The 21,885-nt window shown below is 42.1% G+C and carries 26 protein-coding genes; 10 read left to right on the forward strand and 16 right to left on the reverse strand.

Annotated elements, in window-relative coordinates; genetic code table 11:
• Position 1: 1 nt before the first annotated feature.
• Positions 2 to 154, reverse strand: coding sequence for a DUF2312 domain-containing protein (locus NAQ_RS09900; RefSeq protein ID WP_162858690.1), 153 nt, complete (start codon positions 152 to 154; stop codon positions 2 to 4).
• Positions 155 to 362: 208 nt separating this feature from the next.
• Between NAQ_RS09900 and NAQ_RS07025 the strand changes: the two genes are divergently transcribed.
• Positions 363 to 704, forward strand: a complete 342-nt coding sequence (locus NAQ_RS07025; protein ID WP_100182857.1) for a hypothetical protein — start codon at positions 363 to 365, stop codon at positions 702 to 704.
• A gap of 342 nt (positions 705 to 1,046) precedes the next feature.
• On the opposite strand, the gene NAQ_RS07030 is transcribed toward NAQ_RS07025, so the two are convergent.
• Complete coding sequence (locus tag NAQ_RS07030) at positions 1,047 to 2,093, reverse strand: sn-glycerol-1-phosphate dehydrogenase (protein WP_245871772.1); 1,047 nt, start codon at positions 2,091 to 2,093, stop codon at positions 1,047 to 1,049.
• Positions 2,094 to 2,187: 94 nt separating this feature from the next.
• Between NAQ_RS07030 and NAQ_RS07035 the strand changes: the two genes are divergently transcribed.
• From NAQ_RS07035 to NAQ_RS07050, 4 genes are all read left to right on the forward strand, one after another.
• On the forward strand, positions 2,188 to 2,823 hold the full coding sequence (locus NAQ_RS07035; RefSeq protein ID WP_100182859.1) for a proteasome subunit beta: 636 nt from the start codon (positions 2,188 to 2,190) through the stop codon (positions 2,821 to 2,823).
• A 7-nt stretch (positions 2,824 to 2,830) separates the two neighbouring features.
• Positions 2,831 to 4,765 (forward strand): beta-CASP ribonuclease aCPSF1, encoded by a 1,935-nt coding sequence (locus tag NAQ_RS07040; protein WP_100182860.1) that lies wholly within the window; start codon positions 2,831 to 2,833, stop codon positions 4,763 to 4,765.
• Positions 4,766 to 5,007: 242 nt separating this feature from the next.
• Positions 5,008 to 5,544 (forward strand): hypothetical protein, encoded by a 537-nt coding sequence (locus NAQ_RS07045; protein ID WP_100182861.1) that lies wholly within the window; start codon positions 5,008 to 5,010, stop codon positions 5,542 to 5,544.
• A gap of 59 nt (positions 5,545 to 5,603) precedes the next feature.
• Positions 5,604 to 6,398: an ion transporter gene (locus NAQ_RS07050; RefSeq protein WP_100182862.1), complete on the forward strand. Its 795-nt coding sequence runs from the start codon at positions 5,604 to 5,606 to the stop codon at positions 6,396 to 6,398.
• Here the strand turns inward: NAQ_RS07050 and NAQ_RS07055 are convergent.
• The 5 genes from NAQ_RS07055 to pstC all read right to left on the reverse strand — a co-directional run bounded on the left by NAQ_RS07055 (position 6,387) and on the right by pstC (position 11,049).
• Positions 6,387 to 7,349 carry a zinc metalloprotease HtpX gene (locus tag NAQ_RS07055; protein ID WP_100182863.1) on the reverse strand — a complete coding sequence of 321 codons (963 nt, stop codon included), beginning with the start codon at positions 7,347 to 7,349 and terminating at the stop codon, positions 6,387 to 6,389. The two genes, NAQ_RS07050 and NAQ_RS07055, sit on opposite strands and share 12 nt — an antisense overlap.
• A gap of 376 nt (positions 7,350 to 7,725) precedes the next feature.
• Positions 7,726 to 8,361, reverse strand: a complete 636-nt coding sequence (locus NAQ_RS07060; protein WP_100182864.1) for a phosphate signaling complex PhoU family protein — start codon at positions 8,359 to 8,361, stop codon at positions 7,726 to 7,728.
• Positions 8,358 to 9,155, reverse strand: a complete 798-nt coding sequence (gene pstB, locus NAQ_RS07065; protein WP_162858753.1) for a phosphate ABC transporter ATP-binding protein PstB — start codon at positions 9,153 to 9,155, stop codon at positions 8,358 to 8,360. The genes NAQ_RS07060 and pstB overlap by 4 nt, the downstream gene beginning before the upstream one ends.
• 8 nt (positions 9,156 to 9,163) lie before the next feature.
• Entirely contained in the window at positions 9,164 to 10,090 is a 927-nt protein-coding gene (pstA, locus tag NAQ_RS07070; protein ID WP_245871564.1) for a phosphate ABC transporter permease PstA, read from the reverse strand.
• Entirely contained in the window at positions 10,087 to 11,049 is a 963-nt protein-coding gene (gene pstC / locus NAQ_RS07075; RefSeq protein ID WP_245871565.1) for a phosphate ABC transporter permease subunit PstC, read from the reverse strand. The genes pstA and pstC overlap by 4 nt, the downstream gene beginning before the upstream one ends.
• Positions 11,050 to 11,174: 125 nt before the next feature.
• On the opposite strand from pstC, the gene NAQ_RS07080 reads away from it, so the two are divergent.
• Positions 11,175 to 12,212: a phosphate signaling complex PhoU family protein gene (locus tag NAQ_RS07080; protein WP_100182866.1), complete on the forward strand. Its 1,038-nt coding sequence runs from the start codon at positions 11,175 to 11,177 to the stop codon at positions 12,210 to 12,212.
• 38 nt (positions 12,213 to 12,250) lie between these two features.
• Here the strand turns inward: NAQ_RS07080 and NAQ_RS07085 are convergent, their stop codons facing one another.
• From NAQ_RS07085 to NAQ_RS07095, 3 genes are all read right to left on the reverse strand, one after another.
• A complete protein-coding gene (locus NAQ_RS07085; protein WP_162858691.1) occupies positions 12,251 to 12,889 on the reverse strand; it encodes a hypothetical protein in 639 nt (212 codons plus the stop codon).
• A 260-nt stretch (positions 12,890 to 13,149) separates the two neighbouring features.
• The gene (locus NAQ_RS07090; protein WP_100182868.1) at positions 13,150 to 13,380 is read right to left on the reverse strand and encodes a hypothetical protein; all 231 of its coding nucleotides are present in this window, start codon (positions 13,378 to 13,380) and stop codon (positions 13,150 to 13,152) included.
• 78 nt (positions 13,381 to 13,458) lie between these two features.
• Positions 13,459 to 13,833, reverse strand: a complete 375-nt coding sequence (locus NAQ_RS07095; RefSeq protein WP_100182869.1) for a hypothetical protein — start codon at positions 13,831 to 13,833, stop codon at positions 13,459 to 13,461.
• Positions 13,834 to 13,847: 14 nt separating this feature from the next.
• On the opposite strand from NAQ_RS07095, the gene NAQ_RS07100 reads away from it, so the two are divergent.
• A complete protein-coding gene (locus NAQ_RS07100; protein ID WP_162858692.1) occupies positions 13,848 to 14,024 on the forward strand; it encodes an AbrB/MazE/SpoVT family DNA-binding domain-containing protein in 177 nt (58 codons plus the stop codon).
• Here the strand turns inward: NAQ_RS07100 and NAQ_RS10435 are convergent.
• Positions 14,010 to 14,141 carry a hypothetical protein gene (locus tag NAQ_RS10435; RefSeq protein WP_256387148.1) on the reverse strand — a complete coding sequence of 44 codons (132 nt, stop codon included), beginning with the start codon at positions 14,139 to 14,141 and terminating at the stop codon, positions 14,010 to 14,012. The genes NAQ_RS07100 and NAQ_RS10435 overlap by 15 nt on opposite strands.
• Positions 14,142 to 14,154: 13 nt before the next feature.
• Between NAQ_RS10435 and NAQ_RS07105 the strand changes: the two genes are divergently transcribed.
• Both NAQ_RS07105 and pstS read left to right on the forward strand, forming a co-directional pair.
• The gene (locus NAQ_RS07105; protein WP_245871566.1) at positions 14,155 to 15,360 is read left to right on the forward strand and encodes a DDE-type integrase/transposase/recombinase; all 1,206 of its coding nucleotides are present in this window, start codon (positions 14,155 to 14,157) and stop codon (positions 15,358 to 15,360) included.
• Between the two features lie 127 nt (positions 15,361 to 15,487).
• Positions 15,488 to 16,789 (forward strand): phosphate ABC transporter substrate-binding protein PstS, encoded by a 1,302-nt coding sequence (pstS, locus tag NAQ_RS07110; protein WP_100182871.1) that lies wholly within the window; start codon positions 15,488 to 15,490, stop codon positions 16,787 to 16,789.
• A gap of 35 nt (positions 16,790 to 16,824) precedes the next feature.
• Here the strand turns inward: pstS and NAQ_RS07115 are convergent, their stop codons facing one another.
• From NAQ_RS07115 to NAQ_RS07130, 4 genes are all read right to left on the reverse strand, one after another.
• Positions 16,825 to 17,235, reverse strand: coding sequence for an AtaL-like protein (locus NAQ_RS07115; RefSeq protein ID WP_100182872.1), 411 nt, complete (start codon positions 17,233 to 17,235; stop codon positions 16,825 to 16,827).
• A 31-nt stretch (positions 17,236 to 17,266) separates the two neighbouring features.
• Positions 17,267 to 18,310: a hypothetical protein gene (locus tag NAQ_RS07120; RefSeq protein ID WP_100182873.1), complete on the reverse strand. Its 1,044-nt coding sequence runs from the start codon at positions 18,308 to 18,310 to the stop codon at positions 17,267 to 17,269.
• Between the two features lie 63 nt (positions 18,311 to 18,373).
• Entirely contained in the window at positions 18,374 to 18,652 is a 279-nt protein-coding gene (gene sepF / locus NAQ_RS07125; protein ID WP_100182874.1) for a cell division protein SepF, read from the reverse strand.
• Between the two features lie 75 nt (positions 18,653 to 18,727).
• Complete coding sequence (locus tag NAQ_RS07130; RefSeq protein ID WP_100182875.1) at positions 18,728 to 19,807, reverse strand: DUF814 domain-containing protein; 1,080 nt, start codon at positions 19,805 to 19,807, stop codon at positions 18,728 to 18,730.
• Here NAQ_RS07130 and NAQ_RS07135 point away from each other — a divergent pair.
• Positions 19,806 to 20,870 (forward strand): aminopeptidase P family protein, encoded by a 1,065-nt coding sequence (locus NAQ_RS07135; protein WP_100182876.1) that lies wholly within the window; start codon positions 19,806 to 19,808, stop codon positions 20,868 to 20,870. The genes NAQ_RS07130 and NAQ_RS07135 overlap by 2 nt on opposite strands.
• A 132-nt stretch (positions 20,871 to 21,002) precedes the next feature.
• Here the strand turns inward: NAQ_RS07135 and NAQ_RS07140 are convergent, their stop codons facing one another.
• Positions 21,003 to 21,845, reverse strand: a complete 843-nt coding sequence (locus NAQ_RS07140; protein ID WP_245871568.1) for a class I SAM-dependent methyltransferase — start codon at positions 21,843 to 21,845, stop codon at positions 21,003 to 21,005.
• Between the last annotated feature and the right edge of the window lie 40 nt (positions 21,846 to 21,885).

The following is a 21,885-nucleotide window of genomic DNA, read 5'->3' on the forward strand; positions in this document are numbered from 1 at the left end:
TTTAGTTAGCTATGTTTATTCCGTTTTCTTTGGCTTCTTGTTTTATCTCTACTATCTGGTTGTTAATTTCTTCAATTTCAGCTACTAGCTCTGCGCGTCTGTCGACTAGTGTCTTGAGCATAGCGCTGTACAGATTTGTTAGTGTTTGACTCATTTTTCTTCGAATCTCCTTTACGGTTTTAGTCTTAAACCCTTACTAATAATTTGTACTAGTGTGTTTGTCAACAATCAGCTCATCATGAGCTTATTGCGCACAATCTCCAAATTTTCCACATTGGAATGGTGGGAATTTGCGCAATGCCAAAACGGTCTTGGTTGTTTAATAAACCAAGTACGCACAGGTTAAAGACTAAGCTGCTTCGTTGTCGCTCAGAATGTTTGAGGATGTAGTAAAGGAGGCAATCAGGGGCCAGACAGAGGCAAGGGCTGGCGCAATAATGCAGGAAAGTGTACCAGCAGAAATTCATGGCTTTATTCCTGATTTGGTCTCACAGCTGGACCAAGGAGTAGACTCGAGTGTAGTGGCAGATCAGGCACTAAACAAGACATTTGATATTGTGGAAAGCGTTGTGCTAACGGACGCTACGGCCCATGTGTTGGACAAGTTCTCGGACAGAATTGTGGATCTGCTCTTTGGGCAAGCATTTTTGAATGTATTATCACAGGCAGCCACACTTATTGCAAACAGCACATCGCCAGTCTAGGTAAAAACAGTACAGCGACAGCCCTTGACTAGGCATTTTCCTGAGCCGTCATGTAATTTAGAATCATGAAAACAACCTGCATGGAGGTTTTTGCAGTTCAATGATCTGGATTTGGTCTTCTTACTAATCCGCTTTGCTGTTCTATGCTACAGCTATGCGAATTTGGCGGGATTCGTGGTTGCAAATGTTTTGGTGCAGATCTGCTAATGACTCCTCTTTGAATGTCAGATCGCATCTGTAACATTTCCATGCAGTTGTTGTCATGATATCACAAATGTGAATTTTGTATTTAACGCGCGCGTAGAATTTGTATGGATAATTTCTACTAGCCCAAAAACAGGGCTAGATCACGCCGGTACTTTTAGCAAGCTCCAGTGCCTTCTTTTCCGTCATCTTGACCCGCTTTAGAATGGTGTATCGCTCAGGCCGCAATGATTGCGCAATGACTAGCGCCTGAGCTAGTATTTCCTTTTTGAGGCCAATCTGCTTTGCAGTGGTTGGTGCGCCAACATTTTTGAGCGTGTTTGCAATTTTTTTCCAGTCCTGGCCTTGGAGTTTTGCCATCAAAATGGCCCCAATTCCGCATTTTTCTCCATGAAGGCCAACATTTGGCGCTAGCTTGTCCAGCGCATGAGAAAATAGATGTTCTGATCCAGAACAAGGCCTGCTACTTCCAGCAATGCACGAGGCAACTCCCGCACTGATCAGGGCTTCGACTATTTCGCGAACGTCTGGCCGCTTTTTCTTTTCAGTTGCCTCTAGCAGAATTTTGGCACTCATTGATGCTAGATTTGATGAATAACGGCCATAGTATTCGCCGGTGTTGTCGCGTCCAAGCTGCCAGTCCTTTACTGCGGTGATTTTTGCAACCAAGTCACCGCATCCAGCTGTCAAGAGCTTCTTTGGCGCCTTTTTGATAACATCAATATCCACAAAGACCCCAAGCGGTGCAGTCGCAACTAAGGAGTGTGGTTTTTCACCCTTGACAGATACAAATGGACTTGCTATTCCATCATGTGATGCAGCAGTCGGCACACTAACAAACGGCTTGCCCAAGTTGTAGGAGATCATTTTTGCAATGTCTACTGACCTTCCGCCCCCTACTCCAATTATGAGATCAGCCTTGTCCTTTCTTACTTGGGCCTCTACTGCCCTAATTGATTTCTCATCGTTTGTGCTGGGCACATGCCAGGCTGACTTGATTTTAGAGCTGGCCAGTGATTTTGCAATTTTGGTTTTGACAATTTTTTGAACATGATTTCCTGCAATGATAGAGACCTTTTTTGTTGGGCCCAGGTCCAGTAGGAATTTCCCAAAATTTCCAATGTTTTTTTCTCCAACCAAAATCAGGCGTGGAAGCTCCATTGTGTGAGATGGAGAATTGCGCATTACGTCATTGACTGAGCCTACCACTTATCAAGTTGACCCCCCAAAGTTATTTAAAAGGGTCCAAGCCTTTTCTGATCATCTAGGAGTATTTTCTGTGTCAGCTAATAGCGTAGAAGACAAAATTCTACATGGAACAACCACGGTAGGTATCAAGGCAAGCGACGGCGTAGTCTTGTGTGCAGACATGCGTGCAAGCGCAGGCTATTTCATTGCAAACAACAACACAATGAAAGTGCAACAGCTAGCAAGACATGCAGGAATGACAATGGCAGGAGGAGTTGCAGATGCGCAAAACATCACAGATGTTCTGAGATATCACGCAAACATTCACTTGGTACAAAAAAATGAAAACATTCCAATCAGATCACTTGCAAGACTCTGCTCACTGATGTTCCACCAAAACAGGGGCTATCCGTTCATTGCGGATATTCTCATTGGCGGATACGACAAGCAAGGACCGCAGCTGGTAAACATTGACGTGTTTGGCTCTGTTGAAGAGAAAAAATACGTCACAACAGGTAGCGGCTCACCAGTGGCATACGGAACCCTAGAAGACGAATACCGAGACAACCTCACAGTAAATGAGGCAAAGGTAATCGCATTGCGTGCTGTAAAAGCAGCAATTGTTAGAAACATTGGAACCGGCGACGGAATCAATGTCGCAGTTATCGATAAAGACGGCTATCGACTTTTGACCAAAGAGCAAAAGAAAGCCATCATTGCTTTGTAGTGATTTAATGCAAAAAAGACAACAGGAAAAGGATTCATCTACAGCCCAAAGTGTAATGGCAACAATACTGCAAAGTATTCCAAAAGAGGCCCAAGTAAGCAAAATCGACTATGAAGGCCCAAGAATAGCACTATACACAAAATCACCGTCCTTTCTGATGGAAAACAACCAGATTGTATCTGATCTAGTAAATGTAATCAAAAAAAGAATCGTAGTTAGAACCGAAGAGTCCATCCGCAAAAACGAGGAAGATGCCCGCAAGGTCATAGCTGAAGCATTGCCAAAAGAGGCAGAGCTAGGTGGTACATTCTTTGATACAGCAACAGGCGAGGTCTCTGTTGAGGTCAAGCGACCCTGGCTGCTCCAGAACAATCCCGAATTTAATTCGGCAAAGCTGGCAGAGCAGATGGGCTGGAGAATTCGAGTAAGAAAGGCAACCACAATCCAGTCCAGCACAATTCAGCAAATCAATTACAATCTCAAGCTGACATCGTCCGAGCGCGCAAAACACCTAAAGCAGATTGGCGAGAGCATCTTCCGATCAAGGTTAGCCCAGAGATCCGAAGTATCGCTGATGACATTGGGCGGATTTGGCCAGGTGGGGAGATCAAGTATGATTCTGACCACGCCAGAAAGCAAGATTCTCATTGACTGCGGCGTAAACCCAGGGGCCAGAACCCCGGCTGAGGCATTCCCAAGACTGGACTGGGCAAACATAACACTAGACGAGCTAGACGCAATTGTAATTGGCCATGCACACCTAGATCACACCGGATTTTTGCCAGTGCTGTGCAAGTATGGCTACAAGGGTCCCATCTATTGTACAGAACCGACATTGCCAATGATGAACCTAATTCAGCTTGATGCAATTCGTGTAGCATCCGCACAGGGGCGAGCCCCGCTATATGCAGAGCGCGACGTAAAGCAAATCATGAGACAGACAATCACAATACCATACGGAACAGTAACCGACATTGCTCCAGACATCAAGCTGGTATTTTCAAATGCAGGCCATATTTTGGGCTCTGCCACGTGTCACTTTCACATTGGCAACGGCGATCATAATTTTGTATACACTGGCGACATCAAGTTCGGCAAAAGCATTCTCTTTGATAGCGCATCATGGAATTATCCACGAGTGGAGACCCTACTCATAGAAAGTACCTATGGAGCACGAGAAGACATCCAGCCAACACGACAAGAAGTAGAATCAGCATTCATCAATGCAGTAAACAACACTCTAGTTGACGGCGGAAAGGTCCTAATTCCAATTCCGGCAGTCGGTCGCGCCCAGGAAATACTGATGGTAATTGATCACTACATGAAGGCAGGCCAAATGGTTGAAGCGCCCGTATTCACAGAGGGAATGATCTCAGAGGCAACTGCAATCCATGAGGCATATCCTGAATATTTGGCGCGCGAGCTCCGACAAAAAATTCTGGAAACCGACGACAATCCATTTGATTCTGAATATTTCACAAATATTGAACACTCAGACGCTCGAGAGGAACCGTTGCGTGACAACACGCCATGCATAATTCTGGCAACATCTGGAATGCTAGAGGGCGGTCCAGTCTTGGAATATTTCAGAAACATTGCGCCATCCAACAAAAACAAGATAATCTTTGTTTCGTATCAGGTCAACGGCACATTAGGCAGAAGGGTCCTTGATGGCTCCAAACAGGTCTCGCTGATGGGCAAGGAAGGCAAAGTAGAGGTAGTCAACGTAAATTGCTCCATGATAAAGCTTGACGGATTTTCAGGCCACAGTGATTTCAATCAGCTAATGTCATTTGTCCACAAGCTAAGGCCAAAGCTCCGACGTGTACTGGTAAACCACGGAGAGCGAAGAAAATGCGAAAGCCTGGCAATGAACATACGAAGGCAATTCCGAGTTCCGGCTCATTACCCCCAAGTCCAAGAAGCAATCAGATTATTCTAGAAACAGATACAGTTGCGTGGTTAAACTCCGTCAATCCCAGTCCAGTTTAACCTCGATACCACCGGTGTTAAATTACGACATCCACAAAATACACACAAAACTGCCTAGTTCTGCATAGTTCTATATCATCATACAATCAAAATTGTCTAGTTCTGTCTAGTTCTTTCAATAATTTTCCATTTTGGCAGATCATATGACTAGTGACTAGTCATGCTTTTAACCGTGAATTGCCAAAATTATCCGTGAAGGAAGAAAAGGCAAAGAAAAGCCAGACCAACACATTTCGGCTTCCGTCATATTTGGTAGATGAAATGAAAAAAGAGGCCAAGCTAGAAAAGATAAATCTCAATGCACTTGTGATAAAGATTCTCTCCAATCATGTTCTCTGGGAAAGGTACGAGAGAAAGGTAGGACTCTTGCCCATGACAAAGCCGTTTGTCAGAGACGCAATCCACAGACTAGATGAAAACGAGATAGTCAAGCTAGCAAAGGAAGTCGAGCGCGACACATTCTCAAACATTTTGGCCTTTATGAAAGGCGAGTATACTGTTCACGATTTTGTAGAGATTTTGCGTACCTGGCTCAATGTCTCCTGGATGCAGCACAACATAGAGCAGACAAAGGACTCGTACGTTTTTAAAATTCAGCACGACCTCGGGCTGAAATGGTCCCTGTACGTAGAGACGCTAATCACAGAACTATTCCACGACATAATCAAAAAAAGCTTGCAAGTCAAATCAACCAAAGCCAACATTGTGCTGATCTTTCCAATAGAATAATACTTTGTAACACATTGTCTTAGCTAGTTTAATATCTTGAAAAAAATTGAGCCGCTTTATTGGAAAGTTCCGCAAAGATCTCAAGTCTTGTAAATAGCAAAAGGTTCGGCCTGGCAATCACCGCAATCATAGTGATACAGGCAATAGTGCTTGGTCTGGAGACGTTTTCCGAGCTTGCCGATTTTAGCAATGTCTTTGAATTCATTCATTGGTTTGTAGTAGGCGTCTTTATTGTCGAAGCAGGCCTAAAGATGGCATCGCAGTATCCACAACCCCAACTATATTTTAGGGACGGATGGAATGTCTTTGATTTTGCCATAATTGTATTGTCGCTGGTTCCATTTACAGGAAGCTTTTCGACTGTGGCAAGATTGGTGAGATTACTGAGAATAACCAGGCTCACAAACAGGTCCAAGGAAATGCGAATAATGGTTGCAACAATAGCCAAGTCGCTTCCAAGCATGATGAACATAATGTTCCTCCTGGGAATTTTGTTCTTCATTTACGGCGTGGCAGGATACCATCTCTTTTCGCAAATCGATCCCGTACACTGGGGAACCCTGCCGGATTCGCTAATCACATTATTTAAGATAATCACCCTTGAGGGTTGGGTCGAGTTGATGAATCCAGTCACCAGCGTAAGCATGTTCAATGTTGCATTTTTTATCAGCTTTATTGTAATTGGAACGTTTGTAGTCATCAATCTTTTTGTGGCAATAATTGTCAAAAAGACAGAAGAGGCCTACAAGCAGATACAAAATCAGACAACCCCGTCCCAACACGAAATACTAAGCGAGATAAAGGAAATCAGGCGGATGATAGAGGATCTCGAAAAAAGAATCTCAAAGGCTTGAGGGGTTTAGCTCCTTTTCTAGTTTGTAGAGCGCCTCTATTCTTTTGTATGTAAGTGGATGCGTTCTGAACAATTCGCCAAACTTTGAGAAGCTGTTTCTTCTCTCCCAGTCCATTGCCTTTTTGACTTCGTCTTCTGAGATGTGCATGTCGGAATAATATGACGCAAATCTTGATACCTCAAGGCTTGACGCAACAGGATCCACCGCATAAAATGCACGTAGTGATGAGTTTTGGACCTGTTGTTTTTGTACGGCAAGACCGTATGTAATTTTGGCAAGTGCGCTTGCCAAAAACGACGGCTTGATCTGGTTTCCCGCAAACCTGTCCGCCTCAAATTCACGCAGCCTTGAGAGGTACAGTATAGCAAGATTTGTGATAAAGTACACGGCAAATGCGCCAATTCCTATCAGTATTGTACCTCCCGCGTTGTTTCGCTGGTTTCTTCCGCCAAACATTGTCGACATGGCAATATAGTAAGCAATTGTTGGAATCACAGAAACTATAGTCATTACCAGCATGTCATGGTGTTTGATGTGGCCTATCTCGTGCGCAATTACTGCTTTTGTCTCGTCTTTTGTTAAATTGTTGATCAAGCCTCGCGTTAAGCAAAGTGTTGCACTTTTGCTTGTTCTACCAAAGACAAACGCGTTTGGCATAGGATTTTCTGCCACTGTTATTTCCGGAATCTTTACCTTGTTTTTGATGCAATATTCATGGACTGTTTCCTCAATCCAGGGCATTTCCTTTGGATCAAGGCGTCTCATTTTGGTGCTCCACCTAATTATCCTTGGGCCAATCAACCACTGGATAAATCCCATGGCGGCGCCCATTCCAACCATCGCAAATATTCCTACGTTTAGGTAAAATCCGATTGCCGCAATCAGGGCAAAAATTAGGCCAAATATCAAAAACATGGTTAGGCCCATCGTGGCCACTAGTTTAGATGACATGATCTTTATTGTACAATTTCGGTTAAGAGGGATCTGTTTATTTTGTGTTACATTGTGTTGCTACCGATATATCTGCAGCCTGTGCGTACTATACCCTAATGAAAAAGGAGGGGATAATGGAGAAAAAAGAACCCAACTAAGCCGGTGCCCCAATCGGCTTTTACTTTTTTATGGTTGGGTTTGTCCAAGAAAAATGCGTGGAGAATCATGTAGAAAGTGCGGTGGGAGTCTGATCACAGTTAAAAATTGTCCCGAATGTAGAGAGATAATTCAAGAAACATGCAAGAGCTGCTGGACCGTCACGGATGAGAAGATTCATGCAAGTTGCATGGCAGTAAAAACCATAGTCTAGTTCCATTTACTGTCGATAACACATTCACAATTGTTTTGGCAGCTTATGCTTGCCAGTCACAATATAGTTTATTGCGTCACTCATAAACAACGCATGATCCGCAATTCTCTCAAGATATCTCAGTACCAAGGCTTCTGCTAGTGCGCATTTTGTGTCCTTGGAGTTGATCAGCATGGGTAGTCTTTGTTTGTATAATTTATCCACAAACTCTTCGTTTTCCTGCATTGCGACTGACTTTCTTATGTCCAGTTCTGCAAAATACAGAACCGAGTCTTTGATCATGGTCTTGACCTTGTCTGATACTTCGATTAGCCAAGACTTGTCGCATTCGGAAATGTCTCCAAACACTTCCCTTACAGATGCAATGTCGTATGCGTATCTGCCAAACCTGCTAAATCCATAAGAGATCTCAATTGATGAGCGAATCAATCTGAAATCGTCTGCCACTGGCTGATACTTGAGAAAAATATCAAATGTCAGATCTGCCACCTCAAAATATCTCTTTGAGATTTCATTTGAGATTTGGTGAACTTGTTTTACAGTATCTTTTCCATATAGATACGAATCAATCGCAAGCATTATGCTCTGCGTTGCAAGCTCGCCCATCTCCGACATCATGCCGGAGAGCTTCTTAATTGAGGGATCAATTAGCCTAGTCATCCAAACTGCCCCTGAACATATTTTGCCGTCAGCTCGTTTTGCGGTTGCGTAAAGATCTTTTTTGTTTCGTTAAATTCAACAAGATTTCCCAGATACATAAAGGCAGTATAGTCAGAGACGCGAACTGCCTGCTGCATGTTGTGTGTAACTATTATTATTGTGAATTCTTTTGCAAGCTCCAAAATTGTCTCTTCTATTTTTTGGGTGGCGATTGGATCCAGTGCAGATGCCGGCTCGTCCATGAGTAAAACCTCGGGTTGGATTGCCAATGCTCGTGCAATGCAGACTCGTTGTTGTTGGCCTCCAGATAACTCCATTGCTGGCTTTTTGAGGTCGCCCTTTACTTCGTCCCAGAGATACGCCATTTTGAGTGAGTCCTGTACAATTTCGTCTAGGATTTTTTTGTCACGTACTCCATTTAGTCGCAGGCCGGCAGCAACATTATCATAAATCGACATTGTTGGAAACGGGTTTGGCTTTTGAAAAACCATGCCTACTTTGCGCCTGTGATAAATGGGATCCACATCTTTGGAATACAGGTCTTCACCATCAAGCAGAATTTTGCCTTCTACTCGGGCATTTTTTGTCATGTCATGCATTCTATTTAGGCAACGCAGAAACGTGGTCTTGCCACAACCAGATGGTCCAATCAACGACGTTACGCTTTTTTCCTTGAACTTCATTGTGATGTTTTTGACCGTATGTATTGTGCCATAATACACAGAGACATCTTCTGCAATCATTTTGTATTTGCGCTCATCTGTTGGTTGTTTTTCTGTATTTTGCACATTCATCACCGCAGTCATTGTTTTTTGCCTCCCATGATTCTGTAGAACAGTTTACCTCTAGAGCTGCTCTTTGTGGCAAAATAATATCGGACTCCAATGTTGATTGCCAGGATTATCATGATCAAAACACATGCAGCCCCCCATCCTTGGAGTTGCGCGCTATCATATGGAAGCAAAGACAGTCTCCAAATTCGAAGTGGAAGCGCATCCATCGGGGAATCAAAGCCTGCAAAGAACTGGCTGCTTCCAAGAACTGTCATTATTAGTGGTGCAGTCTCTCCAGAGATTCTTGCCACTGCAAGCAAAATTCCAGTAATCATGCCGTTTTTTGCAGCCGAGAGAACTATACGAAATGTTACTACCCATTGCCTGAGGCCCAGGGCAAGGCCTGCTTCTCTGTATGTCAGCGGGACTAGCTTGAGGGATTCTTCTGTGGTTCTAGCAACAATTGGGAACATGATAAGCGATAGTGCAAATGCGCCGGCCCACAACGAAAAATGCCCTAATAACAAAACTATGGTCAAAAACGCAAAGATCCCCAAAACAATAGACGGAAACTCCATGAACACGTCATTGAAAAATCGAACTGTTCTACCAAGCTTGTTGTTGCCAAATTCCGACAGAAATATTCCAGACATCACTCCAATTGGAATGCCAATCAGGCTAGACATGCCTATTATGATCAGTGTACCCTGAATGGCAGGCCCAATTCCACCCTGACCAGTTCCTATTGCGCCTGGAACTTGGGTCAGAAATTCTATTGAAATAGCAGCTAGGCCGTTTTTGAAAACCTCTACCAGAATGCTGCCCAGAGGTATGATCGCAATTACCACACATGCAAGAACTATGCCCATTGCAATTTTGTCAATGATTAGTCTACCCCTGACATTGTGTCTGAATAATGATCTGTATTCCGCCCTTTTCTGAATCGAGGACATCATGTGTTTATCACTCCTTCTTTTACTTTGAGCATTCTAGATACCAACAAGTGTGCTACAATGTTGATTGCAATTGCAACCAAAAGCAACGTGAATCCAATTCCAATTAATGCAGGCAAATGCAACGACGCAGGAGATGCCTCGATGAACTCGTTTGCAATGATACTAGACATTGTTTGGCCCGGTTGGAACAAAGTCTGCGGAAACGCATTAGGGCCTGTCGCATTGCCGATCAGCATTGTTACTGCCATTGTCTCGCCCACTGCTCTGCCAAGACCCAGAATTGCTGCGCCAATCAAGCCAGTCTTTGCATAGGGAAAGATTGCCAGTCTGAACATTTCCCACTTTGTTGCGCCAAGCATGTAGGCAGCCTCTTTTTGCATGTGGGGAACTGCGATCATTATTTCCCTAGAAACTGCAGAGATGGTTGGTATGATCATTATTGCCAAAATTATGCTTGCACTAAAGATGTCTAGGCCAAACGGAGCAGATGAAAAAAGCCAGATAGTTTGTCCAAATGTATCATAGAGCGGATACTCTATGTTGTATAGTAAGAAATCTCGAAAAACTAGCAGGCCCCAAAATCCATAGATAATGCTTGGAACTGCCGCCAGCAGATCAATTACTATTGCAAGTGGATTTGCGATGAATTTTGGAGCCTGGGAAATGAACATGGCAATTCCTATGCTAATTGGAACGCCCATTGCCATTGCAAGGCCTGCTGTAGCCAGTGTTCCTGCAATGTACGGAGCAGCTCCGAAGGCCTCTCTGCCCTCAACTGCATTCCATTCCGAGCCAGTTATGAAGCCCAGGCCCTCGTGTTCCCAAACAAGATGAGACTCTGAGTACAGCTGAAACACAATCAATACAATTATGGCAAGAACATAGACTCCAGCAACTGTTGCTGTAATTTTAAAAATTTTATCGGCAGAAATTCTTGATTTTTTGTTTGTCAGCAACAATTATGACTTGATTTGTTGTTGCTTTATCCGAGATCCACATATTCTACTGAGTCACTATAGTTCTATATTGATCAATATATTATAAAGACCAAAACGGTATTTACTTACTTTATTTCTGTTAATCATTGCAGTCTCTGGAAGACACTAAACAGACACGCCGAATACAGATCAGTGGCGGCTCCACATACACAATTTCATTGCCAAAAAAATGGATTGACGAGCTTGGAATCAAAAACGGCGATAACATGACCATTATAAAAAACGCAAACCGATCCATGACACTATTTCCTGGACTTGGCAGTGAAAAGCCAGCAAAAAAAGTAACACTTGCCATAAGCCAAAAGGACTCTGAAGAATCAATTAGGCGTAGAGTCATTGCGTTGTATCTAGGCGGATACAAGACAATTCAGATCAGCTCCAAAGGAGTAAAGATTCCTCCGGAATATTCTAGACTGATAAAAGATCTTGTGCGTAAGTCCATGATTGGCACCGAAATTGTCGAGTCAGATTCCGAGTCAATCACAATTCAAATTTTGACCAGGCTGCCAGAGCTGACATTTGATGTGGCGTTAAGAAGAATGTATCTGATGACTGCCAACATGCATCGGGAGGCAATGGATGCGCTCAAAAAATTTGATGTGAAATACGCTGAAGAAGTGGTGAAAATGGATGACGAGGTGGACAGGTTCGGCCTATACATGATGCGGACTCTTATCATGGCAATACAAAATTCCAGCATGATGTATGATGTCGGCCTCGAACAGCCATCAGACTGCCTTAACTATAGAACTGTAATCTCCAGAATAGAAAGAATTGCTGATCATGCAGCGCTAATTGCAAAGAGAATAAAATTCCTAAAAGAGCCATTGGAGCCTAAATTACTAAAGGAATTAGAGTCACTGAGCAATGACGCAATTGCATGCTTTGAGAATTCAATTTCCGCTCTGACAAAAAAAGACCACGTTCTGGCAGAAAAAGTAGCAGTAAACATCTTTCAAGTCGTAGAAAAAGAAAAAGAACTAATGTATGGAATGAAGGAGTTCAAAAATTCCACCATAGTCAAATTCACACTAGAAGACATCAGAAGGACTGCGGAGTACTCTAGCGATATAATAGAGACTGTAGTTAATGAAACCATTCGCGATGTTGTGAGTGAAAAATAGACATAAATTTCTCAAATTAAAAATAAAGAAAAAATTCTTTATTGGTATGGTTTTCGGTTTTGCTTTTCTTCCATCATTGCGTCAAACAGAGGAGATTTTGGTGTAAATCCATTGCAAATGAATGTATATGTTTCTGTAAGTGCAAAGCCAGTCTTTCCACCTGTTGTGTATGCTTCTTCATTATCTGTTCTTGTGTTTATCTTGTAGTTTTGGATAGAGCAATCCTTGTATTCCATTGATCTTGATGATTGTCCTGCTTGAACCAAGTCTACGGTGACATCAAAGAACTTGTATGGATATTCCTGTATCGCACCCCTTCCGCCCCACTCAAAAGTTTGGTCTACTGCTTTGTGCAAATATGGCGTATCACCAACAATTCGAATTAGCGTGAATTCCGGTGCTGTTTGTTTTGCAGATGCAAAGTTGGCTCCAGCTACTGAAGCGCTAAAGAGATTGCTAGTTGTATCATATAATTGGAAATCATATGTTACAGTTGCGTCCCTGAACTTGAATGTCGCTTGTGGATACACTCCCTCTGCAAAGACATAGACACTGTTTCCTGTTGGTGCACTTTGTGCAGTGATGTTTTCAGTCTGTGACAGGCCAACCACCAAAGCAATTGATGCAATTGCAAGTGCTGCGATTACCGAAGTCTTTTTCATATTTTGTGTGTTCATTGTGTAAAATTGGAATCTGCATTTACTAAAGAAGAATCTTTATTGATTTGGTAGAATATGGTGATACCCATACACTATATAGTTGAGCCAGGAATTGACGCATCGGTCTTGTATCATTATTAGCACGTCGTTATTCCTGTAACAGCTCGGCACGTCGTAATTTTGGAGGAAAAAAATGGAAAATATAGGCTTGGATATGTTCACCCAAATCCTATTCGGGATAGCCTTGTTTTATGCAGGCTATTACTATCGTGGCTATTCTATGGGTAAGCGTAGGAGGAACGAGCCCTGACTCCACTACCTAGAATCATCGCACCTACTGCGAATATTGTAGCCTTTATCCCAATATCCAGTAGTTTTTCACCGAATTCTATTGGTGATGGTATTATCGGTGCTTCTCCCATAGCGGGCATTCCTGCCCACATTGTAGTGAGTAGAAGAAATCCTCCAACACCAGTAAGTACCGAGCCAAGAATTATTCTAAAAACCATTAGTCTGTTTTCACCTCCTTTTGATGTGTTCTTGCCAGACCATGTGGGGAGTGTAATACTTGGATTGCAAACATTCGACTATATTTTACCTGTTGCTTTTGCAACTAATCCGAGAATCAACGCAATCGGTAATCCATATATCAGAAGATCAAATGACGCTTTGTTTGGATTCTTTGTTATCTTCTGTAAATTTTTAGCATCTTCTAGATTGTCTTGTTGTTCTTGTGCTTGTTGTAGTTGTTCCCAAGTTTGTTGTCCATTAGGTGTATTTTGTATCAGCGATGAGTTTTCTAAAACACTCATACTTTGTGTATATACAACGGCACCAATCACTGACGCTATTATTGCAACAAAAGCTGTGATTATTGCTTTTTCATCTACCATATTTTCCGTGATCACCACTATCACTGAGTTATTACTTAAAAAGCTGATCATAACTGCGTTATTGTCCAAAGGTAGGTGATATTTTGACAAAAAAAGAATTAATCATTGTACACCTTGCGAAGAAAGACGGAACATTACGTGTCGTAATTCCAAAACAAATCAGAGAAGAATTAAAGATTAAAGCTGGTGATACAATGCTTGTAAGTCATACTGGCCATAGAGTGATTTTCAAGAAAGTAGATCTGTCAGTTCTTTCTTAGATGCTCACTCAAAATGACCCGAATAGTTTCTGGCACGGTTTCAAGAAGTCGTTCTTTTCTTTCTTTTTCTAGTGCTTTCTCCATTTCCTCAGGCACAGAAACTAAGATTCTTTTCATTACCATGTATCTTATGATATCTATCGATATATTTATTAATATTGGTCTGTATATCATAAGATATCTAATGAAATCAGATAACAACACGCGACAAGAAAAAGGAAAGGCATTAGCTGAGAAGCCGAATCAGATAAGGCGTATTGATGATAATTGGTATCAAGTTAGATCACAGTCATTAAAACATGAATCATGGTATGATGTAGTACAAACTGAAACAGGTTTTGTCTGCGACTGCCCTGATCATCAGTGGAGAAAGGTAAAATGTTATCATATCTACGCAGTTGAATTTAGCCAACTAATCAGAAACGAAGTTTTTAGAACAGTATGTATAGAAGAACTAACAACAAACAAGTGTATTTTCTGCTATTCAGGTAATATCATAAAGCGCGGAATTAGAAAAAATAAAGTTGGAGATTTACAGAGATTCTATTGTAATGATTGTAAGAGATGGTTTGTTTTCAATATAGGATTTGAGAAAATGAGAGCTAGCCCAGAAACAATAACGTCAGCTTTACAACTTTATTTCAGCGGAGAATCCCTAAGAAATGTCTGTAATTTTTTGAAGTTGCAAGGAAACAAGGTATCACATATGACCGTGTATCGTTGGATCAAAAAATATGTCAATCTAATGGAATCTTATTTGGAAAACATTCCTCCTACACTGGGCAACAAGTGGAGAGCTGATGAATTATACCTCAAAGTAAAGGGTAATACAAAATATCTCTATGCAATGCTTGATGATCAGACGAGATTCTGGATTGCAAAACAGGTAGCGGATACAAAATACACAGAATGTGTTCAACCGTTGTTCCAGAATGCCTCCAAATTTGCAGGTGCAAAACCAAAGGTATTGGTTACTGATGGTGCACCAAATTTCGCAGAGGCTTACAGAATGGAATATTTGAAAGAAAAACTAGAATCTCCAAAACACGTCAGGCATATTCACTTTAACAATGATAGAAATAACAACAAAATGGAACGCCTAAACGGTGAGATCCGAGATCGAGAGAAAGTCATGCGTGGTCTAAAGAACCCAGACACACCTATTCTAACAGGATATCAAATCTATCACAACTATGTACGCCCTCACATGGCATTGGAAGGTAAAACACCAGCAGATATGGCGGGAATCAAGGTTGAGGGAAACAACAAATGGATTACATTAATTCAGAATGCGAAAAAGAGCCAGATTGTTACAGGTGGAACAACGTGCCAGTAAAGATACAGAACCGACGCATCCAAATGAGAAAAATTAACTCCAGATAGACTTTCAACTATATAGATCACGTAAAAAATGTAATCTATGTCGATTATTTGTAAATAACAAACGAATTGATTTACAATCAATGAAGAAAACACTATCTGTAATACTAGGTGTAATTTTGATGGCAGGAGTTTTTGCTCCTTTAGTCGAGGCAGCAGAGCCAGCACCACCAAAGTCTGATAAACAATTTCAGATAACTGGTGCAGGAGCTACATTTCCATACCCCCTAATTGATACATGGAGAGTAGAATACAACAAGATCTATTCTAATGTGAATCTGAACTACCAGTCAATCGGTAGCGGTGGTGGAGTAAAGCAGCACACGGAAAAAACCGTGAACTTTGGTGCAACAGACGCACCTCTTACTATAAAAGAGCGAGAACTTGCACCGGGTACACTACACATACCAGAAGCAATTGGTTCTGTTGTACTGGCATACTATATTCCAGAAGTTCCAAAAAGCGGACTAAAGCTAACTGGTGAAAACGTAGCAGACATTTATCTTGGAAAAATCAAAAAATGGAACGATCCAAAAATCCAAGAAAACAACCCAGATCTAAAATTGCCAGACAGGCCTATTCTTGTTACAAGACGATCTGATGGTTCTGGCACGACCTACGTCTTTACCGATTATCTATCCAAGGTTAGTGCGGATTGGGACAAACAAGTAGGAAAAGGCAAAAGCGTTGCATGGCCAACAGGAGTTGGGGCAGCTGGAAATGAAGGTGTTGCATGGGCTACTCGAAATACAAAATATGCTATTGGTTATGTAGAGTTGGCATATGCAAAGGCAAACGAAATGACTGTTGCATATTTGCAAAACGGCGACAAGACAGCCTTTGTAGAACCAACATTCGACACTGTCTTTGAAGGCGCCAAGGCGTACCCAGTAGAAAGAATACCAAAGCCAGAGGCAGATTGGAGTCAAGTGAGTATGGTTTTGGCACCTGGCCAAAACTCGTATCCAATTGTCAGCTTTACGTATCTGCTAGTCTATGAGGATCTCAATCAAGCAGTATCCAACAAGGATATGGCTCAAACTCTAGTCCACATGTTGTACTGGATGATTACCGACGGACAAAAATTCTCAAAGCCATTGGGATATGTACCGTTGCCAGAGAACATTCAGGGATTAGATAAACAAGGGCTATCTAGACTCAAATATGATGGAGAACAAATCTGGAGTCATACTTCAGATTCTGTCAAATCCGATACAACAAAATCTGATGTAAAGTCAGATACAAAAACTGACGATAAAAAGAAAATCAAAAAGGACACCAAGAAAACTGAGAAGAAGTCAGACAAGAAAACTGAGAAGGAGGACACCAAGAAAGTCAAAAAACCAATCAAAAAAACAACAACTAAAACAATCACCAACAAATAACTTCAAATTTTTCTTTAATATTTTTTAATCCAAGATTAGCTTTGCTCAGCTAGTTTTTTCATTGCAAGCACTGCGTTTTTTAAGACAGGCAGAAACTGCAAGTCAAGATCTTGCACTTCGGGGTTTTTTGGCTTCCAGTCTTGTGTGTATGTCAGAACCAGCTCGCCGCTTTTGTTTTCAATTTTGTTTAGAAAATAACCATCAAAGATTTCATTGTCTATTAGGACAAATCGGATTTGCTGATTTTTTGCGTCTATGGTTATTCTTTCTTTAATGTTGAGGCCAACCGCACTCATTTCTCGTAAAAATCCGTCAGGATATGTCTCCAGAATTTTGGATTCCGTGACCTGTCTTATGGTTCGCTCCGGATGCTGAGCTTTGTCCAAAAGCAACCCCCATAGTTTTTCCTGCGAACAGTTGACTTTTTCTGAATGCGATATTACCAATGTTGTTCTGGTGTATTTTTGCTATTTATGGTTAGATTTGCATGATTTTGTTTTTAATCAGGTAGCTTATGCTGTTGACATATTCAGAATCAGAGATCTTGCCTTCTGTCCACCACTTTACTGGGTCTTTTACCCAAGAGGGAATCCGCATTCCTTGATATTGGATCTCTATTTCATCCACAAAGGCGTTTGTATCTGTGAGTTCTGCGCTCCACTGCGTCTTTTTGATCCTGTCCTGGAATTTCGCAAACAAGACTATGCCGGTTTTCTTGTCAATTACCTCTTGGTACTGCTTGGTTTTATCCCAAGCAATCACTGCATCTCTTTGCTGGTTTTTGTACGGAAAGACAACCTCGCTTATGGTCTGAATTTCGTGCTCGGATTGGATTGTCATGCCTAACTCCACTGGGATTTTGTGCACAAATCTATAGTATTGTTTTGTGTGGTCCACTAGGCCTTCCGAGTTGATATGAAAGCTGTCCAGTATTTTTTTGTCCTTGGTTATCTCCACGGAGGCTATTGCTATGATGCCTCCAGGCGTTCCAAAGGTGTGGGTCAGATTTGTTATACCATCTTCGTCTTTGATCGAATATCGGATGTAGTTGTTTTTTGCAACACAGATCTGGTCTTGCATGCAGATTTGCTGATCGGATTTACTGATCGGTACATCGATCATCTTAGAGTTTATCAGAAATCTAATTCCATATGAGAAAATGTTGTCGCGCTCTTTTCCTTGGTGCCAGCGTGTCGCATCGTCTTTGATCCACTGTGGGATTGCATCGGTGCGATCAAAACGATCGCGAACTGTCTTTTTTGTGATCGGCTCACCCAGCAATGCGATCAGTCGATCAGTTCTGTCCGGTTCTTCTGCAAACCAAGAAATGTCATTGTACAAAGTAAGGCAGCTTCGAACATTTGGATGGTGCATGTATCGCTCCAAGAACTTGGTCTTGCCAAGCGTTTCTAGTTCAGGGTATAAAGTCTCGCATTCCCGTATGGTTTTTGTGGGATCTGCAAATGCTAGCGGCATTCCAATTGCCAGAATAAAAATTCCTGCAAGCAATATTTTGTGCAATTTGTAAATTTGAAGTTGACTCGATATTAAGAGGGCGTAGAATTTATCCGTGAAATTTTAATATTATTTCAGATCGTATTCCGGCTTCCAGATTTTGACACCTGGCGGCGTGACGATAATTCGCTCCTCGCCAAGTCTTGCAATGTCCGCATTGAAGTTTTTTGCTTGGGTGTACAATTCTTCTACTAGCTTGCGGAGCTGCTCAACGTCTTTTTGCGCAAGTGGTGTTACTCGTAAAATCAGGATCATGTTTTTTTTCATGTCGTCTTTGATAGAGTGAATGTCGCTCTGATCACGAATTGTGATTGCCTTTAGATAAGTTGGGCTTTCTGTCTTTTGCATTATACAACAATACTGCTAGGTGATCCCTCAAAAAGCTTTTCGCAGAAAATTACGCACAAACGTACAGTTTTGTTCCTAGATTCTAAACTGGATATAGTCAGACTCGGATGCGCTTTTTGCAGAGATTTCTGAGATGGCATCACTATGCTGTATTGTAACAATGTTTTCAGAGTCTTTTGGTGCATCGGAATATCGTAGTGTCACTGCAGCACACAGGGGTTTGTGTTGCTCTAGATTTTCTCCACGCAGTATGGAGACTGGGCCCATATGATCACGAGCTACAAACAAAATATCATTTGGTAATGCGAGTGCTTTTATCACATCATTTTCGTCCTTGTTTCTTCCAACAATTAGTTTTGTTTTCTCATCCAGTCTGAAATGTCTGCCAATTTTTAGCAAGTCAATGTCATTTACAGTCGGATTCTCCACATGTGAGAACAAGTCTTTAGCTCGTAATCCAAATGCCGGATCAGTTAGCAGACAGCCTCCGCCTGCGTTTGGTGGATTTTCAATTCCAAATTCCTTTGCCATATCTAACTGAGTTCTTCTAGTTCTGCCGCGAATTTTGCCCATGTCTTCACGTTTTATCAGGCCCTTTTCTTCTGGGATTGTTTTCCCAAGAAGTCCAGCAGACAGTGGTCTAACAATTAGTCCTTCTAGGCCGGATTCCTTTTCTATTGTTTTTAGTGCAGGCCCGTGCTGACTCATTGGCCTTTGGCCCAAGACTTCGCCAGAAATGATAAACTCGGCGCCAATTTCTTCCATGTGTTGTTTTGCTGCCTTGAACATCATAGAGCGGCAGTCAATGCACGGATTCATTCCTGCACCAAACCCGTATTTTGGATTCTTTAGCATCTCGATGTATTCATCTCCTAGGTAAACCGTCTTTAGCTTGACATTTAGTGCGTCTGCACGCTCGCGAATCTCAAATCCACAGCCACGACCACAATCAAAATCACAAAACGGAGTCTTGATTGCAACCGCAGAAACCTCAAAGCCCTGCTTTTGCATCATTCTGACAGCTAGCTGGCTGTCAAGGCCTCCAGAGAGCAACGCAACCACTTTTTTCTTTTCTTCCAACGAGGAAAAGCTTGTTTTCCAGTATACAAATGTTCCAACAAAGATTAATTCACCATCATGCGTCAAAACACGCATGAAAACGCGCCGAAAAACACTTCTACTCCATGCGCAAAAAATCGGCTGCGACACCCTTGTTTGCTTTGAGCCAGAAAACCTGTTTTATCTGACTGGGTTTTGGGGCGAGGCGATCGGGGTTTTAGAAAAAAACGGCAGCACCACCATAATTGCACCAGAGCTTGAAGTTGGTCGCGCAAAGGACGACGCCATAGATTGCGATGTGATAACATCAGAGCGCGGAGTTGGCTTGCTATCTGCTCTGATCAAAAAAATTAAGGGCAAAAAGGTCTGCACCGACTGCCAAAATTACGATACCATGGAATTACTCAAAAAATCCATGCCAAAAATCAAGCATTCCACTGATCCTTTCTATCGAGCCCGCGAAATAAAGGACAAATCCGAGATTACAGTTCTTAGAAAAGCATCCAAAATCCTAGACGACATGTATGAGCTTTGCACTAAAAAAATAGCAAAAGGAGTCCGCGAGTCTGAGTTGCAGGCAAAACTAATGGCGTTTGCAATGGAGCAAGACATGTTTGCAACAGGCTATCGCTCTACTCTGAATCCGCTAATTATTGCCGGAGGTCCAAATGGTGCATTGCCGCACGCCCAAGTCACGGATAGAAAATTTGCAAGTGGTGATCTCATAGTAGTTGATCTTACACTGCGGTACAAGGGCTATGTCAGCGACTCCACAAGAACATTCGGCCTGGGCAAAATCTCAGACCAGGCAAGAGAAGTCTATGAAATTGTAAAGGAATCGCAAAGACTGGGCCTGCAAGCTGTAAAACCAAATGTTTCATGCAAAAGCGTAGACGATGCATGTAGGGATCACATCAACCTGAACAATTATGGAAAATATTTCATTCACTCAACCGGCCACGGGATTGGCCTTGAGGTACACGAGTTCCCAACCATTTCTCAAAAAAGCACCACAATACTGCAAAAAAACATGGCAATCACAGTAGAGCCTGGGATCTACATCCCAAACAGATTCGGCGTGCGAATCGAAGATTCTGTGATTGTGCAGCAAAAACCGATTAACATGCACAAGTTCACAAAAGAACTGATCGTCCTGTAGGGCACGAGTGGGCTGTCCACTTTACACATACACGCACCTAACTACGATACCAATACAACAAGATCACGTGGAGTCATTTTGTTGGGGCATGTGCTTCCAATAAAAAATTGGAAAAACACCCAACAATTTTTGTTACGGTTTTTGTGCAGAAAGAACTAGAACCTTCCAAGGGAACCTAATTATTCCGTTTCTTGTATAAGATATGGTTTTTTCTAAAACAGTTTTTCTCAGCTCTGCTTTCTGTTTTTGATCTAGCTTGTCTAGCTTTTCCCGCAAGGGCTTTGCCAGATATTTGTGATAGTCAGACCAGTATTTTGCAAATGTGCCAGGCGAATACCAGAACTTGTGCTCTTTGATCACAACGTTGCTAAATCCAGCCCGTACGATTGCCTTTTTGAGATTTTCTTTTGTCCCAAATCTATCCAGGTCTGGCGCCCCGGACGGAAGATAGTCAGGGATGAATTTTTGCACAGAATCCAAAATGCTTGAAAAATACGGAACCGAATCCCCTGCGCCGTGGACAGCCAATGCAAGTGTCCCGTTTTTCTTCAGGGCTTTTTTGATATTGGCCAATGCCTTTGTCGCATTTGGGAAAAAGAACAAGGCGTACTGGCACGTAACGGCATCAAACTTTTGGCTAAACTCAAAGTTTTCTGCATCAAATATGGCAAAATCCGCATTTTTTTCCTTGATTGATTTTTTTGCTATGGCAAGTGCTGCCTGCGAGCTGTCAAGGCCAATCACATGCCCAGATTTTCCTATTTTGGCCAAGATCTGCCTGGTTACTGCGCCTGTTCCGCACGCCAAGTCAAGCACGGTATTTCCACGGCGGAGTTTTGCCATGGAAACTAGTTTTTGCGTGCTTTGGAATGGTCCCGTACTTTTGCCGACCCATCTCTTATGGTAGCGAGGTGCGATTTCATTCCAGGTTTTGATTATTCTCTTTTTGTATTCTATGTTATTAGAATTTGCCAATTTCTCAAGAGTAGATCAGTAGAACCTTTTATTATATCGT

The sequence above is a fragment of the Candidatus Nitrosotenuis aquarius genome, from assembly GCF_002787055.1.
GTDB classification, from domain to species: domain Archaea; phylum Thermoproteota; class Nitrososphaeria; order Nitrososphaerales; family Nitrosopumilaceae; genus Nitrosotenuis; species Nitrosotenuis aquarius.